14 protein-coding genes are annotated in these 15,415 nt (G+C 62.8%); 10 read left to right on the forward strand and 4 right to left on the reverse strand.

Features of this window, described 5'->3' with window-relative positions; translation table 11 throughout:
- Positions 1-77 precede the first annotated feature (77 nt).
- Both msrP and MMAR10_RS07590 read left to right on the forward strand, forming a co-directional pair.
- A complete protein-coding gene (gene msrP / locus MMAR10_RS07585; RefSeq protein WP_011643401.1) occupies positions 78-1,064 on the forward strand; it encodes a protein-methionine-sulfoxide reductase catalytic subunit MsrP in 987 nt (328 codons plus the stop codon).
- 20 nt (positions 1,065-1,084) lie between these two features.
- Positions 1,085-1,759, forward strand: a complete 675-nt coding sequence (locus MMAR10_RS07590; protein ID WP_011643402.1) for a sulfite oxidase heme-binding subunit YedZ — start codon at positions 1,085-1,087, stop codon at positions 1,757-1,759.
- On the opposite strand, the gene MMAR10_RS07595 is transcribed toward MMAR10_RS07590, so the two are convergent.
- Positions 1,699-2,184: a hypothetical protein gene (locus MMAR10_RS07595; protein ID WP_011643403.1), complete on the reverse strand. Its 486-nt coding sequence runs from the start codon at positions 2,182-2,184 to the stop codon at positions 1,699-1,701. The two genes, MMAR10_RS07590 and MMAR10_RS07595, sit on opposite strands and share 61 nt — an antisense overlap.
- A gap of 145 nt (positions 2,185-2,329) precedes the next feature.
- On the opposite strand from MMAR10_RS07595, the gene MMAR10_RS07600 reads away from it, so the two are divergent.
- The 3 genes from MMAR10_RS07600 (at position 2,330) to MMAR10_RS07610 (ending at position 5,879) form a co-directional block, all read left to right on the forward strand.
- Entirely contained in the window at positions 2,330-3,454 is a 1,125-nt protein-coding gene (locus tag MMAR10_RS07600) for a M14 family metallopeptidase (protein ID WP_041637424.1), read from the forward strand.
- A gap of 4 nt (positions 3,455-3,458) precedes the next feature.
- The gene (locus tag MMAR10_RS07605; protein ID WP_011643405.1) at positions 3,459-3,911 is read left to right on the forward strand and encodes a YaiI/YqxD family protein; all 453 of its coding nucleotides are present in this window, start codon (positions 3,459-3,461) and stop codon (positions 3,909-3,911) included.
- A 114-nt stretch (positions 3,912-4,025) separates the two neighbouring features.
- On the forward strand, positions 4,026-5,879 hold the full coding sequence (locus MMAR10_RS07610; RefSeq protein ID WP_011643406.1) for a M2 family metallopeptidase: 1,854 nt from the start codon (positions 4,026-4,028) through the stop codon (positions 5,877-5,879).
- Positions 5,880-5,936: 57 nt separating this feature from the next.
- Here the strand turns inward: MMAR10_RS07610 and MMAR10_RS07615 are convergent, their stop codons facing one another.
- Positions 5,937-6,521, reverse strand: a complete 585-nt coding sequence (locus MMAR10_RS07615) for a HupE/UreJ family protein (protein ID WP_233353881.1) — start codon at positions 6,519-6,521, stop codon at positions 5,937-5,939.
- A 162-nt stretch (positions 6,522-6,683) separates the two neighbouring features.
- Between MMAR10_RS07615 and kynA the strand changes: the two genes are divergently transcribed.
- From kynA to MMAR10_RS07640, 5 genes are all read left to right on the forward strand, one after another.
- Entirely contained in the window at positions 6,684-7,532 is an 849-nt protein-coding gene (gene kynA, locus MMAR10_RS07620) for a tryptophan 2,3-dioxygenase (protein ID WP_011643408.1), read from the forward strand.
- A gap of 3 nt (positions 7,533-7,535) precedes the next feature.
- Entirely contained in the window at positions 7,536-8,165 is a 630-nt protein-coding gene (gene kynB / locus MMAR10_RS07625; protein WP_011643409.1) for an arylformamidase, read from the forward strand.
- A complete protein-coding gene (gene kynU / locus MMAR10_RS07630; RefSeq protein ID WP_011643410.1) occupies positions 8,162-9,391 on the forward strand; it encodes a kynureninase in 1,230 nt (409 codons plus the stop codon). The genes kynB and kynU overlap by 4 nt, the downstream gene beginning before the upstream one ends.
- Positions 9,392-9,483: 92 nt before the next feature.
- Positions 9,484-9,750, forward strand: coding sequence for an Lrp/AsnC ligand binding domain-containing protein (locus MMAR10_RS07635; protein WP_011643411.1), 267 nt, complete (start codon positions 9,484-9,486; stop codon positions 9,748-9,750).
- Between the two features lie 45 nt (positions 9,751-9,795).
- Positions 9,796-11,181, forward strand: coding sequence for an L-serine ammonia-lyase (locus tag MMAR10_RS07640; protein ID WP_011643412.1), 1,386 nt, complete (start codon positions 9,796-9,798; stop codon positions 11,179-11,181).
- Here the strand turns inward: MMAR10_RS07640 and MMAR10_RS07645 are convergent, their stop codons facing one another.
- Together MMAR10_RS07645 and MMAR10_RS07650 are read right to left on the reverse strand one after the other, a co-directional pair.
- Positions 11,182-12,246 carry an efflux RND transporter periplasmic adaptor subunit gene (locus tag MMAR10_RS07645; protein WP_011643413.1) on the reverse strand — a complete coding sequence of 355 codons (1,065 nt, stop codon included), beginning with the start codon at positions 12,244-12,246 and terminating at the stop codon, positions 11,182-11,184.
- A gap of 20 nt (positions 12,247-12,266) precedes the next feature.
- Entirely contained in the window at positions 12,267-15,350 is a 3,084-nt protein-coding gene (locus MMAR10_RS07650; protein ID WP_011643414.1) for an efflux RND transporter permease subunit, read from the reverse strand.
- Positions 15,351-15,415: the final 65 nt, after the last annotated feature.

Here is a 15,415-nt window from a genome sequence, read left to right on the forward strand (position 1 = left end):
CACGAAACCGTTGAGGGGGAAGACGCAGGCGCGAAATGCCCTAGGTTCAGGCGGGTAAACGGCACGGATACGACACCATGTTCATTCGCAAGAACCGCCCCTGGCAGAGCCGGGAAGACGACGTCACGCCGAAAGGCCTCTATCTGGACCGGCGCGCCATCATGGCAGGCGGCGGTGCGCTGGCCCTTGCCGGGCTGTCCGGCTGCGAGGCCCAGTCAGCTCAAGTGGCGGCCGGACAGACCGGCGCCGGACAGCGCCCGGCCAGCGGAGCACTGGACTTCAGCGCCACCGACTACACGATCGCGGATCCGCAAACCCCCTATCCGGCGGTCACCGGCTACAATAATTTCTACGAGTTCGGCATCGGCAAGGACGACCCGGCCCGCTATGCCTCCGCCCTGACCACCAATCCCTGGTCGATCGAGATTGAGGGGCATGCCGCCCGCACCGGGCGTTTTGCCCTGGAGGATGTGGTCGACTTTTCAACCCTGGAAGAGCGCATTTACCGGCTGCGCTGTGTCGAGGCCTGGTCGATGGTCATTCCCTGGGTCGGCGTCCCGCTTTCGCGTGTCCTGGCGGCCTTCCAGCCGACGTCCGATGCCCGCTATGTCCAGTTCGAGACCCATCTTGACCGTGACGAGATGCGCGGCACGCGCTTCCCGGTGCTGGACTGGCCCTATGTTGAGGGGTTGAGAATGGATGAGGCAATGAACGAGCTCGCCTTCCTGGCGGTCGGTCTTTATGGCGAGGTTCTGCCCAACCAGAACGGCGCGCCGGTGCGCCTCGTCGTGCCATGGAAGTATGGCTACAAATCAATCAAGTCGATCTCGAAAATCCGCTTCGTCAGCGAGCAGCCGGAAACCAGCTGGAACCGCTCGGCGCCGCGCGAGTACGGCTTTTATTCCAACGTCAATCCAAACCGGGCCCATCCGCGCTGGAGCCAGAGCTCGGAACGGGTGATTGGCGGCAATGTTTTCGCCCGCCGCGACACTGAGATGTTCAATGGCTATGCCGAGCAGGTCGCGCACATGTATGCCGGCATGGACCTCATCGAGAACCATTAGGCCAAAGCGAGTTCTCAAACATGGCCCGCAATGCCCTTCTGCGCACCTTCAGCCGCCATCTCCTGAAGCCCCTGGCCTTCTGGCTGCTCGCCCTGCCCGTCCTGTGGCTGGGCTGGCAATGGGGCATGTTGCTCAACGGGCAGGCGCACGGGCTCGGCTTCAATCCGATCGAGACCACTCATCGCTTTCTCGGCGATACAGCGATCCGCATCCTGCTGGTTTCACTGGCGATCACGCCGATCCGCGATCTGACCCGATGGGGTCCGATCATGATGGTGCGGCGGCGGATCGGCCTGGCCGCCTTCTGGTATGCGCTGCTGCACGTCCTCGCCTATCTCGGGCTGGATCTATTCATCGAGGCCGGGACCGCGAGCGGCGCCCTCGCTGCGCTTTGGCGGGATGTGACCGACCGGATCTATATCACGCTCGGCATGAGTGCCTTCATCCTGCTGCTTCCGCTGGCGATAACATCCTTCAAATGCTGCCAGCGCTGGCTGGGCGCTCGCCGCTGGCAGGGTCTGCACCGGCTGGTCTACCCGCTCGCCATCCTGGCCGTCCTGCACCATGGCTTCATGGTGAAGGGCTTCCAGCTTGCCCCCTGGATCCATGGCGGCATTCTTTCCGCCCTGCTGGCCTATCGGCTGGTGGGGATGAAAGCGCGCAAAAGGCCGCATCCCAGCACCAACGCCGCCTGACGCTTGATCACCAGCAGGGCCAGGCATGACAGCCACACCAGGCAGGCCGCCACGAAGAGGCCGCCGCCATCTGCATTCGGGTCGATTCCCAGCGGGGTGAAAAGATGGAAGCTGATTGCCCCGCTCATGATCGCCAGTCCCAGCGCGCTACCGGCAATCTGAAACCGCTGGAATGCCGGTATGAAACCGATCAAAAGCAAAGCAGACGCAAGGAGTTCCGCCGAACCAATAACGTATTGGCTGAACAAGCCGGTATAATCAAACAGGCCCGGCGCACCCAGGCTGGCTGCCCAAGCGTCTAGCCGCCCGAAGATTTCCTGCGTCTCCGGCGCGTCGGTGAACTTGTAGCGCAACGAGTCGAGAAAGATGGCCGAGACGAAGAGCGGCAATCCGAAACGGACCAAGCGTGAAAGCCAAATCATCATGGTGAAAATCTCCTGAGCCGGCCCCTGCCGGTAACGCGGTCAACAAGACCGCACGCAGGCGCGCCATCGATTGGCCGTGCGATATGGTCTATCAGCTTCACAAGCGAGTCACCCTTTAGCGAGCAATGCGGAGCGACCCATGGCCTTGCACATCACCGACGCCTTCGACAGCGGTAATATCGAGATCCTCGACGCTGCCGATCCGGGCCGTATTCGCCTTGAAATCCGCAAGGATAATGGCTCCGACTTCTATCAATGGTTCCATTTCCGGGTCACCGGCGCGATGGGCGAACAACTCTCCATGGCCATCGAGAACGCCGGTGGCGCGGCCTATCTGGAGGGCTGGCCGGACTATCAGGCCTGCGCGTCCTATGACCGCGAGACCTGGTTCCGTGTTGATACGGAGTATGCCGATGGCACGCTGACCATCCACCACATGCCGGAAGCAGACACGGTCTGGTTTGCCTATTTCGCGCCCTTCTCGATGGAGCGACACCAGGACCTGATCGCCTGGGCCCAGCTTCACCATGCCGTCGAGCTGGAGGTTATCGGCGAAACCCTGGACGGGCAGACCATGGACCTCCTCACGGTCGGCGAGCAGGACAGTGCCACGCGAACGATCTGGGTCACCGCCCGCCAGCACCCTGGTGAGACCATGGCCGAATGGTGGATGGAAGGCTTTCTCGGCCGGCTGCTCGATGATGATGATCCGGTGGCCCGCAAGCTGCGCGAACAAGCGGTCTTCCACATCGTGCCCAACATGAATCCGGATGGTTCAAAACGCGGCCATCTGCGGACCAACGCAAAGGGCGTCAATCTCAACCGTGAATGGGACAAGGCGACGCCCGAGAACTCGCCCGAGGTCTTCCATGTCCTGAACCGCATGCGCGAGACCGGGATCGATCTCGCCCTCGATGTTCATGGCGATGAGGCCCTGCCCTACAACTTCATTGCCGGCGGCGAAGGCGCTCCCAATTTCGATGAGCGCGGCCAGGCCTTGCTGGACGGTTACAAGGACGCGCTCTGCCTCGCCAGCCCGGACTTCCAGACCGAGCATGGCTATGATGTCGACGCGCCGGGCACCGCTAACCTGTCAGTTTGCACCAATTATCTCGCCAATGAATTCAAATGCCTGGCGATGACGCTGGAAATGCCCTTCAAGGACAATGCCGACCTGCCGGATCCCGAATTTGGCTGGTCGCCGGAGCGCTGCCGCAAGCTGGGTGCCGCCAATCTGGATGCCATGCTGGCCCTGGTCAGCGAGCTTTGATCCGATGACCATCTATGTCGATGCCGATGCCTGCCCGGTGAAAGACGAAATCATCCGCGTCGGTGAGCGCCATCAGACGGAGATGCTTTTCGTCTGCGATGGCGGGCTGAGGCGCCCCAATTCACAATGGGCGCGGCTGGTCATCGTCGAGGGAAAGCTGGATGCGGCCGATGACTGGATCGCCGACCATATCGGCGCTGGCGACGTCTTCGTGACCGCCGACATTCCGCTCGCCGATCGCTGCATCAAGGCTGGCGCGATCGGCATTGATCCGCGCGGCAAGCTCTGGACCCAGGACAATATCGGTGCCTCGCTGGCGACCCGTAACCTGATGACCGACTTGCGGGAAACCGGGGCGGTCACAAGTGGCGCCAAACCCTTCGGGCCGAAAGACCGCTCGTCCTTTCTTGATGGCATGGAACGCGTGATGCGCGCCGCGGCCGCGAAAAAGGCCTGATTGCGAGCGGTACCAGCACGAAATCACGCAATGTCGTCTTGACGCGCACGACGAGCGCATCAGGATGGAGACAGTTAGCCAATCCTGCCCTGTGGGCAGACGGGGAGAATGACCATGAAACGTTTGATGACCGGGGTCGCCTCCGGCGCCCTTCTGGCAGTACTTGCGGGCTGTAGCGCCCCCAATGAGCCTGCTGCCGACACGCAAGCTGCTGCACCTGCAACCGCCTCACCCGTCACGGTGGCCGATGCCGAACAATTCCTCGCCGATGCGACGACGGAATTGCGTGAGTTCAGCGAGTTCGGCGCCCGCACCGCCTGGGTCCAGAACAATTTCATCACTTATGACACCAACTGGCTGCTCGAGCGCATGTCGACTCAAGGCACCGAGATGGCTGTCCGTCTGGCGACCGAGACCGCGCGCTTCAATGAGCTGGAGATGACCACCGAAATGTCGCGGCAGATGAATGTGCTGCGCGCCGGGATCACACTGCCGGCGCCGTCAGACAGTGCCGCGGCGGCACGCCTGTCCGAGCTGACGACCCGGATGGGCTCGGCCTATTCGACCGGTCTGATGGAAATCGACGGCGAGATGGTCGACCATAACGAGCTGGAAAACATCATGCGGACCAGCCGCGACCCGGAATTCCTGTCCCATGTCTGGGCTGGCTGGCGTGACAGCTACAATCCCGAGCAGATGTCGACCGACTATGCCGAAATGGTCGAGATCGCCAATGCCGGCGCCCGCGATCTGGGTTTCTCCGATCTCGCCGAGATGTGGCTGTCCAATTACGACATGCCGGCCGACGAGATGGAGGCCGAAGTCGAGCGCCTCTGGGGCCAGGTCGAGCCGCTTTATGAGCAGCTCCATTGTGCCGTCCGCTCGGAGCTGAATGGCCTCTATGGCGACGAGGTCCAGGCTGCCGAGGGTCCGATCCGGGCCGATCTGCTGGGTAATATGTGGGCCCAGTCCTGGGCGGCCCTGGCCGATGTGGCCTCGGTCAGCGATGCCGGCCCTGCCTATGACCTGACCCAGCTGCTGGTTGATGCCGATTACGACCAGATCCGCATGGTCGAAACCGCCGAGACCTTCTTCACCTCCCTGGGCATGGAAGAGCTGCCAGACACCTTCTGGGAGCGTTCCCTCATCACCCAGCCGCGTGACCGCCAGGTCGCCTGCCACGCCTCGGCCTGGAATCTCGACAGCGTCGATGACCTGCGCATCAAGATGTGTACCCGCGTCAATGCCGATGACTTCGTCACCGTGCACCACGAGCTGGGCCACAACTTCTACCAGCGCGCTTACAACCAGCAGGACTTCCTGTTCCAGGGCGGAGCGCATGACGGTTTCCACGAAGCCATCGGCGACTTTATCGCCCTGTCGGTGACGCCAGATTATCTGGTCCAGATCGGCTTGCTCGACCAGGCGGACGTGCCGGATGCTTCGGCCGACCTTGGCCTGCTGATGGATACGGCGCTCGACAAGATCGCCTTCCTGCCCTTCGCCGTGATGATGGATCAGTGGCGCTGGCGGGTGCTGCGTGGCGAAATCCAGCCGGACAGTTACAATGACGCCTGGTGGGAGTTGCGCGAAAGCTATCAGGGCATCGTGCCGCCGGTCGAACGTGGCGAGACGGCCTTCGATCCGGGCTCGAAATACCACATCGCCAACAATGTGCCCTATCTGCGCTACTTCCTGAGCTTCATCATGCAGTTCCAGTTCCACGAGGCCGCTTGCGAGATGGCTGGCTGGGAAGGTCCGCTGCACCGTTGCTCGATCTACGGCAATGAGGAAGTTGGCGCCCGCTTCAGCGCGATGATGGAAATGGGGGCCTCACAGCCCTGGCCGGACGCGCTGGAAGCCTTTACCGGCACCCGCGAAATGGATGGATCGGCCATCATCGCCTATTTCCAGCCGCTGATGACGCATCTGGAAGAACAGAACGCCACCCGCGATTGCGGCTGGTAGGACGACTGACTGACCAAATGAGAAGGCGGCTCCGTTCCGGGGCCGCCTTTTTCATGTCTAGCCGCCGAAAAAGACGCGCTCGAACGCCCACCACAGTGCCATCAGTGCGATGATGCCCGAGGCGATCCGGACCAGCCATGGATACCAGCTGGCCTCGGCAAAGCGGTGCAGGACCAGCCAGCAGGCAGCAATGATAGTCAGCTGCCCGGCCTCGACCCCGACATTGAAGCTGAGCAGTGACGCAATCAATGCGTCCTGGGGCAGGCCGTAATCGCTGAGCACCCCGGCAAAGCCCAGCCCGTGGAACAGGCCGAAGGCAAACACGATCGCCGGACGCCAGCGGGGCATGTCCTTGAAGATCAGGTTCTCGATGGCCACAAAGGCGATGGAGAGCGCAATGATCGGTTCGACAATGGCCGGGTCCAGATGGACATAGCCCAGAACGGCTAGCGCAAGCGTCAGTGTATGGGCCAGGGTGAAGGCGGAAACCTGCCAGATCAGTGATTTCAGGCGCGTCGAGGCGAAAAACAGGGCGAGCACAAACAGGATGTGATCCAAGCCGCGCGGCAGGATGTGGATAAAGCCCTGTTGCAGGTAAAGCCCGATGACGTCCCAGACACTCTGTTCGACGGCTGCTTCCATGATCCACTCCGCAGGCTGGCGGCGAAAACTAGGCAAGGCGGCGCTTGCCATCAAGCGTCCGGCGCGGTTGCCAGTGGCCCCGCTTAACCCCTACACCTCGACCCAACGACGACGGTGATTGTGAGTCGCTCGGCTCACGACCGGAGAACGGGGAGTGACAGGATGAGCGAGACATTCTCGTCCCGCGTGGACGTGTCCGGCGAGGACATCCACTGGGACTTCAAGGACGAGATGTCCTATGGCGGATACCTGTCGCTGGACGTTCTCCTGGCCGCACAAACACCGCTGACCGACGAGCATGACGAAATGCTGTTTGTGGTCATCCACCACGTCGCCGAATTGTGGATGAAGCTCCTCCTGCATGAGACCGGCGCCGCGCTGGAGGATCTCCGACAGGACAATGCCGGCCCGGCGCTGAAGAAATTCGCCCGGGTCAGCCGCATCCAGGAACAATTGACCCAGGCTTGGGAAGTGCTCGCCACGATGACCCCGACGGACTATCTGGCCTTCCGTGACAAGCTCGGCGCCTCATCGGGCTTCCAGTCCTTCCAATACCGAACCCTGGAATACAGGCTCGGTAACAAGAATGCCGCCCTCGCCCGTGTTCATGCCAGCAACCCGCCGGCATTCAAGATGGTCAATGACGCCCTGCAACGCCCCAGCCTGTGGGATGAGACCCTGCGCTGGCTGTCCCGCAAGGGCTATGACATTCCCGCTGATCGCCTTGAGCGCGACTGGTCGCAGTCCTATGAAGCCAGCGCCGCCGTGGAAGATGTCTGGCGGACCATCTACCGCGACAGCGAGACCCATTGGGAAGCCTATGAGCTGGGCGAAAAACTGGTCGATCTCGAGCACAAATTCCAACAATGGCGCTTCAACCACATGAAAACGGTCGAGCGGATCATCGGCTTCCGGCGAGGCACGGGTGGCACGGGCGGCGTGTCCTATCTGGTCAAAGCGCTGGATCTGCGCTTCTTCCCGGAGATCTGGACCGTCCGGACCTCGCTCTGAGCCATGGCGAAAATGTGGGACATATCGCAAACCCTCCGCCCGGACCTGCCCGTCTGGCCTGGTGACACCGCCTTTGCCTGTGACGAGGTCTGGAGCATCGGACCTGATTGCCCGGTCCAGGTCTCCCGCCTGACCCTGTCCACCCATAGCGGCGCCCATGCCGATGCGCCCAGCCATTACGATCAGGCCGGCGATGACATCGCGTCAACACCGCTGGAGCTCTATGTCGGACCCTGCCGGCTGGTAACAGCGTCCGGCAATGGCCCTCACGTGCAGCCCGCCGATCTGGACTGGGCGGCAATTGATGGGGCCACGCGCGTTCTGGTCCGCACTTATGCGAAATTTCCAGCGGATGACTGGGATCCGGACTTCCGCGCCCTGCATGCCGACACGATCGAGCGTCTTGCAGCGACCGGTTGCCGCCTGATCGGTGTCGATGCCGCCTCCCTCGACCCGCAAACATCCAAGACCATGGACGCCCATCACGCCGTGCAGCGGCACGACATGCGGATCCTCGAAGGGCTGGTGTTCGACGGTGTCCCGGATGGCCACTACGAACTCATCGCCCTGCCCCTCAAGATCGCCGGGGCAGACGCTGCGCCGCTTCGTGCCGTACTGAGAGAATTGCCATGACGACACTGGATGATGCACGCCGACTCGACACCGCCGATCCGCTGGCGGGATTTCGCGAGCGCTTTGCCCTTCCCGACAGTGTGATCTACCTCGACGGCAACTCGCTGGGTGCCCTGCCCAAGGCCACGTCTGGCCGTGTCGAGGCTGTGGTTCAAAGCGAATGGGGTGAAGATCTCATCCGGGCCTGGAATACGCGGGACTGGATCAGTGCTCCCAAACGGTTGGGCGACAAAATCGCCAGACTGATCGGCGCAGCACCCGGCGAAGTGATTGCTGGCGAATCGACATCAGTCAATATTTTCAAAGCCCTGTGCGCCTGTCTGCAATTGACACCTGAGCGGTCCGTGATCCTGTCCGAGACCGGCAATTTCCCGACCGATGCCTATATGATGGAAGGCCTGGCGGCGCTCTCCGGTGGGCGTATCCGACAGGTCCTGGTCGAGCGGGACGCGATCGATGCGGCGCTGACCGACGACGTGGCGGCGCTTCTGCTCACGCATACCCATTACAAGTCCGGCCAATTACACGACATGAAAGCTGTGACGGCCCGGGCCCAGGCACTTGGCATCCCGGTGATCTGGGATCTCAGCCACAGCGCGGGAGCCATGCCGGTGGCGCTGAATGACTGCGAGGCCGATTTCGCGGTGGGTTGTGGCTATAAATATCTCAATGGCGGGCCCGGCGCCCCGGCCTTCCTGTTCGTCGCCAAACGCCATCAGGACAGGGTGTTTCCGGTCCTGTCCGGCTGGTTGGGTCATGCCCGACCCTTTGACTTTGATGACCGCTACGAGCCGGCAGCGGGCATTGACCGCTTCCAATGCGGGACCCCGGCCATTCTCGGCATGGCGGCGCTGGAATGCGGCGTCGACATCCTGCTCGATGCCGACATGCAGGAGATCCGGATCAAGTCGCAGGCTCTGGGGGATCTTTTCATCGAGCAGGTCGAGGACCGACTCGACGGGTTCGAACTGCGCAGCCCTCGTGCTGCCGGCGAGCGCGGCTCCCAGGTCTCCTTCGCCCACGAACACGGCTACGCCATCATGCAGGCCCTGATCGAGCGCGGTGTGATCGGTGATTTCCGCGCGCCGGACATCCTGCGTTTCGGCTTCACCCCGCTCTATGCCGGCTATGCGGATGTCTGGACAGCCGTCGACATTCTGGCCGATGTCATGCAAAGCGGCGTCTGGCAGGACGCTCGTTTCAACATCCGGTCGGCCGTGACCTGATACCCATATTGCCCGCCGGTTCGCCGGCAGTTGCCCCGCCGGGTGTCCGGCAGTCCCCCCGCCGGGTACCCGGCAGTCCCAAGGAGTTAGCCATGCGTCAATTCTACGTCTTCATCAAATGCGAGCTGGGTCACACCTACGACGTGGCTGCCAAGCTGGTCGACAATCTCGACGAGGCCCCGATGGTGCATTCGATCTCCGGCGCCTTTGACCTGTTGGCGCGGTTCACCCTGCAGGACGACACCGATATCGGCCGTTTTGTGAACCAGAAGGTCCAGACAATCGCGGGCATCAAGGACACCCAGACCATTATCTGCTTCAACGCCTTCACCCGCGACCAGGGTCTCGGCGACGACTGAGCCCTCCACCTTCACCCCGCCACTCCCGACCAGCGAGCCTGAGATATGCATTTCGGTGTTTTCGACCTTTTCAAGATCGGCGTCGGCCCGTCGAGCTCCCACACAGTGGGGCCGATGAAGGCGGCCAAGGTGTTCGTCGAGCGCGTGCTCGAGGACAAGGCCGGCACAAATATCGCGCAGTTGCAGACCGAGTTGTATGGATCGCTCGCCCTGACCGGCCTGGGTCACGGTACTGATACGGCGGTACTCCTCGGCCTGGAAGGCAGCGATCCGGCCCGCATCAATCCGGACACGATACCGGCCCGCCTCGCCCGGATACGCGAGGCGCAGACGCTGAAGCTGGCCAACGGCCGTGAAATTCCTTTCGACGAACGTCGGGACCTGGACTTCCGGGGTGATATCCGCCTGCCCTTCCATTCCAACGCAATGAAATTCCGGGCGCTGGACGAAAGCGGCGACCTCATTCGCGAGGAAATCTGGTACTCGATCGGAGGCGGTTTCGTGATCGATGAGCACGAGGCAGGCCGCAATTCCGCCGCCGATGTGAAGGAGGGGGAACCCTATCCCTTCAACTCGGCCGCCGAACTGCTTGAGATTGGCGAACGCACCGGCCTGTCCATTTATCGCATCATGCTGGCCAATGAACGCACCTTCCTTCCCGACGACACGATCCGGGCGGGTATTGAGGGCCTGTGGCGGGCCATGGAGGACTGCATAGATCGCGGCCTCAAGCAGGATGGCGTCCTGCCTGGCGGCCTCAATGTGAAGCGCCGCGCGCCCAAGATGAATCGCGACCTGATCGCCGAACCGGTCGACCCAAAGAAAGACCCGCTCGCCGCCATGGACTGGATCAATCTGTGGGCGATGGCCGTCAATGAGGAAAACGCGGCCGGTGGCCGTGTCGTGACCGCGCCCACCAATGGTGCCGCCGGTATCATTCCGGCCGTGGCCCGCTATTTCGACAGATACCATCGTGACCAGGACGATGAGGAGGCTCTGCAGCGCTTTTTCCTCACGGCCGCCGCGATCGGGTCGCTTTACAAGAAGAACGCGTCGATTTCCGGCGCCGAAGCCGGGTGCCAGGGTGAGGTGGGCGTCGCCTGCTCCATGGCCGCAGCGGCCCTGGCTGCCGCCATGGGCGCCAACAACGCCCAGATCGAGGACGCCGCCGAGATCGGCATGGAGCACAATCTGGGACTCACGTGTGACCCGGTCGGCGGCCTCGTTCAGATCCCCTGCATCGAACGCAACGCCATCGGCGCGATCAAGGCGATCGACGCCGCGCGCCTGGCATTGCGGGCGACATCGGCGGACATGAAGGTTTCACTGGATCAGGTCATCGAAACCATGCGTCAGACCGGTGTCGACATGCAGGAAAAATACAAGGAAACCAGCCAGGGCGGGCTTGCGGTGAATGTGGTGGCCTGTTGATCAGGCGTCCTCGCCCAGCTCGGTGACCAGCCGGCCGTCCGACAGGGTTTCGGCACCTGACACGACCACGCGCTGTCCGCGCTCTATATCTCCGGCAATCGCGACCAAGCCGTCGCTTCGAACACCGGGAATGACGGCGACCTGATGCGCGACATCCTCATCATCGACGATAAAGACGAAATTGCCATTGGCGCGCAGGATGACCGCGTCATAGGGCGCGGCGAGCTGGGTCCGGGGAGTTTCAGTGGGCAGGGCCACGCGGGCCGCCGAACCAACAATCCAGTCCGACCCTTCCAGATCTATGCGGACCTCGAAGGTGCGGGAGACGGCATCGCCGACCGGAATGATGGCACGGATCGGGGCCCGCACGGTTTGCCCGTCCGAGAGCGAGAGCGACACGTCCATGCCCACCTGCAGGAAAGGCGCGACGGCAACAGGGACCTGGGCCACCGCTTCCTTGTGTTCAATGTCAACGAGGCGGGCGATATCGCGTCCGGGCGATGACAATTCACCAACCTGAATCAAGCGCACGGCGACCCGTCCGGCAAAGGGGGCACGGATCTGGGTCCGCTCGAGCGCCAGTTCTGCGCGGTCGAGCGCCGAGCGGGCCTCTCGCGCGTCCTGCACGGCCAGATCACGGGCGAGTTCCACTTCGCGGCGTCGAGTGGCCGGAACAGTCCCGTTTTCTGCCAGCTGTTGATAACGCGTCGCCTCGGCGTTTTGGTAATTGGCATTGGCGGTTGCGCGCGCATGCCGCGCGCGGGCCTCTTCCAGCTGGATACGGGCCTGGCGGTCATCCATTTGCGCGATCAGCCCGCCCTCGGGGATCTCGTCGCCCGGCTCGGCGATGAAAGTGATGCGCCCGGATGCCTCGGCGGCGATCTGCGCATCATTGCGAGACATGACACTGGCCGGGGTGGTCAGCGTGCGGGCCATGTCCAGCGAGGTGATCTCGGCCGTACGCACGACGGCAGGCGGCGGCGGTCCGGGTTGGACGGCAAGCGCTGCTCCCGTCAGACCGGGCAGGAGGGCGGCAAGTGCCAGTTTGGTTAGTCGGGCCAGCATGAGAATCTCCGCAGACAGGTCTATTCGGCCGAAACCGGTGAGGATGTGAGCGCGATGCGCTGACGCGCACCCTCGCCCAGCCGCAACAGGCACGGGATGAGGATAAGGGTGAAGACAAGGCTGATGCTCATGCCGCCGACGATCGCCGCGGCAAGCCCGCGATAGATTGCACTGCCCACGCCCGGAACGAGCAGGAGCGGCAACATGCCCAGAAGGCTGGTCATGGTCGACATGAAAATCGGCCGCAGGCGCATGTGCAGCGCCTGTTCCACCGCTTCGCGGCGCCCCAGGCCTTCGCGCTCGCCCTGGCGGGTCTGGTCGACCAGCAGGATGGCATTGTTGATGACCAGACCGAGCAGGATGACAAAGCCCATCATGGTCAGCAGGTCGAGCGGCTGGGTCACGAACAGGTTGAGAATCTGCAACATGGCGACCCCGCCGACCCCGGCCAGCGGGATCGAGACCAGGACCAGAACCGCATCACGCAGAGAGCGGAACATGCCGGCCAGGATCAGGAAGAGGATGACCATCGCCATGCCCATATTCATCAGCATGGTGTTGACCGCCCGGTCGAGACTGTCGGCGCTGCCGCCATAGACCACCGATCCATCGGGCGGTAACTCGGCCCGGATGGCGGGCTCGACCTCGTCCTGGACGACGGTCAGGATCTCTTCCAGAGACACGCCTTCGGGCTGGTTGATATTGATCGTCACCGTGCGGCGGCGGTTGAGGCGCTGGATGCCTCCGACACCGACCTCTTCACGGACCTGGACGAGGTCACCCAAGGGCACAACCGCGCCGCTGGGCGTGGCGATGGGAAGACCGGCCAGCTGGTCCGGCGTGTCCCAGCCTTCAGAGCGCAGGATGATATTCATCCGGCTTTCGCCATCGAAATACTCGCCGATGAACTGGCCATCACCGAGCATGGCGATCATCCCGGCGACATTGCGGCGGGCCCAGCCGGCTTCCTGGATGCGGCGGTCATTGGGCACCAGGGTCAGGCGCGGCTGGGTCGATTCCGGTGGCGGATTGGCATTGATGTTCACGCCCGGGAAGCGTTCACGCAACATCTGCAGCCCAACCTGTGTGGCCCGGGCACGTGCGCGCTCGTCGGAGGACTGGATATTGACCTGGATATTGCCCCCCTGGGCGAAGCCGCCGAACAGATTGCCCTGTTGGGCAAAGCCGATCACATCGGGAATCCCGGTGATGATTTCCTCGCGCACAATCCGTTCCAGCTCGCCCACGCGTGACTGGTCCTGCACCCGGATACCAGCCGTCGCGCCGCCACCGCCCGGGAAGGTCCCGAAATAATAATTGCGCAGGGCCGGCTCGCGTTCGCCGCTCATATAAGGTTCGAGCCGTTCGACAATGGTCGCGGCGACCTCTTCCTCGATCCAGTCGAGATTGGAGCCCGGCGGGAACATGAAGAAGGCATCGACCGCGTCGCGCTTGACCGGGGGCAGATAGTCCATCGCCGGACGGGAGAACCAGGTGAAGACCAGCGGCACGGCGATGAGCACCGCCGCGACCCCGATCCTGCGCCGCGGGCTGTCGCTGACCGTCATCACCAAACCGGCGATCCGGTTGAGAACAGGCTGACGGGTGACGGTGGTGCGGTCGCGGATCCAGTATTTCGCGGCGACGGGCAGGATGGTCACTGCCACGATCATCGAGATCGCCACGCCGACCGCAATGGTCACGGCGAGATCGGCGAAGATCTGCCCCTCGGCATTACGCGTAAAGATGATCGGCAGGAAAATCGCGACCGTGGTCGTCGTTGAGGCGAGAAGCGCGCCCCAGACCTGTTGCGCGCCCTTGTCGGAGGCGGTGTCGGCATCTTCGCCGGCCTCCCGTCGCCGGATGATGTTCTCCAGCACGATGATCGCCGCATCCATCACCATGCCGGTGGCGAAGGCCAGGCCCGCCAGCGAGATCACATTCAGTGAGCGACCCAGCAAAAAGAGCACGATCAGGGTCGACAGGAGCGACACCGGAATGGCGAGCGAAATGATCAGCGTCGCCCGCGCACGCCGCAAAAAGAGCCACAGGCCGAAGATCGCCAGGGCCACACCCAGCAGGAGATTGGTCCGCAACAGGTCGATCGCCCGCATGATGAAGACCGACGCGTCGAAGGATGGCGCCATGACGAGCTGTCGCTCTTCCAGCAGGGTGGCATTGATCTCCGCGACCTCCGCCTTCACGGCGTCCAGGGCCGACAGGACATTGGCGCCCGGCTGGCGTCGCACCTCAATGCCCATGGCCGGATTGCCGTTCTGGTAGGTGAAGTTATTGCGCTCGCCATAATTGACCGCGACCGTGGCCACATCGCCCAGCCGCACCGGCGTACCGTCCCGCCAGACGATGACAAGCTCGTCCAGCTCCTCCGGTTCGAACTCGCCCTCAAAGCGCATCTGGTAGGAACGCCGGCCGATCTCGGCATTGCCGCCGGAGACGTCGGAATTATTGACGATGGCGCCGGAAATCTGCGGCAGGGTTACCCCCAGGGCTGCGGCGCGGTAAGGATCGATGGTGACCTGCAACTCTTCCGGCCTCTGACCCCAGCCGATCTGCACGCTGGCAACGCCCGGGATGGCCTCGAGTCGCGGAATGACCGTGTCCTCGACGAAGGCGGAGTAGTCATGGATTTCGTTCGGATTGTCCGGCAGGGCCTGAAGGAAGAACCAGATCAGGCTTTGCTGCGCGTCACCGCCGAAACCGCCGATATTCGGGCCGACTGCGTCGCGGGGCAGCGGCGGCAATTGCGACAGGCGATTCGAGATATCGATCGCCGTCTGGGTCATGTCGGTTTCGAGTGCGAAGGTCAGATTGATGAAGGCCGAGCCCTCACCCACAAACACGCGCATTTCCTCGAGCCCAGGAAGGCCGGTGAGCAATTGCTCCTGTGGCTCGATGATTTCGCTTTCCATCTCCAGGGGTGAGGCCGAGCGCCAGAAGGTCGCGATATTGACCTGCGGCCGCTCGGTATCCGGGAAGAGCTGGATCGGCAGGCGTGTGAAGGCGACCACGCCCATCAGCACGATCAGCGCAATGCCGACAAAAACGGCAGCCGGATTGTTCAATGACAGGCGTGTCAATGGCATGTGATTCTCCCTCGCATGCCTGTCTTAACCGGACGCGCTTGTGTGCGAAGGTGAAACCCGGATTA

This window comes from Maricaulis maris MCS10 (assembly GCF_000014745.1).
Classification (GTDB): Bacteria; Pseudomonadota; Alphaproteobacteria; order Caulobacterales; family Maricaulaceae; genus Maricaulis; species Maricaulis maris_A.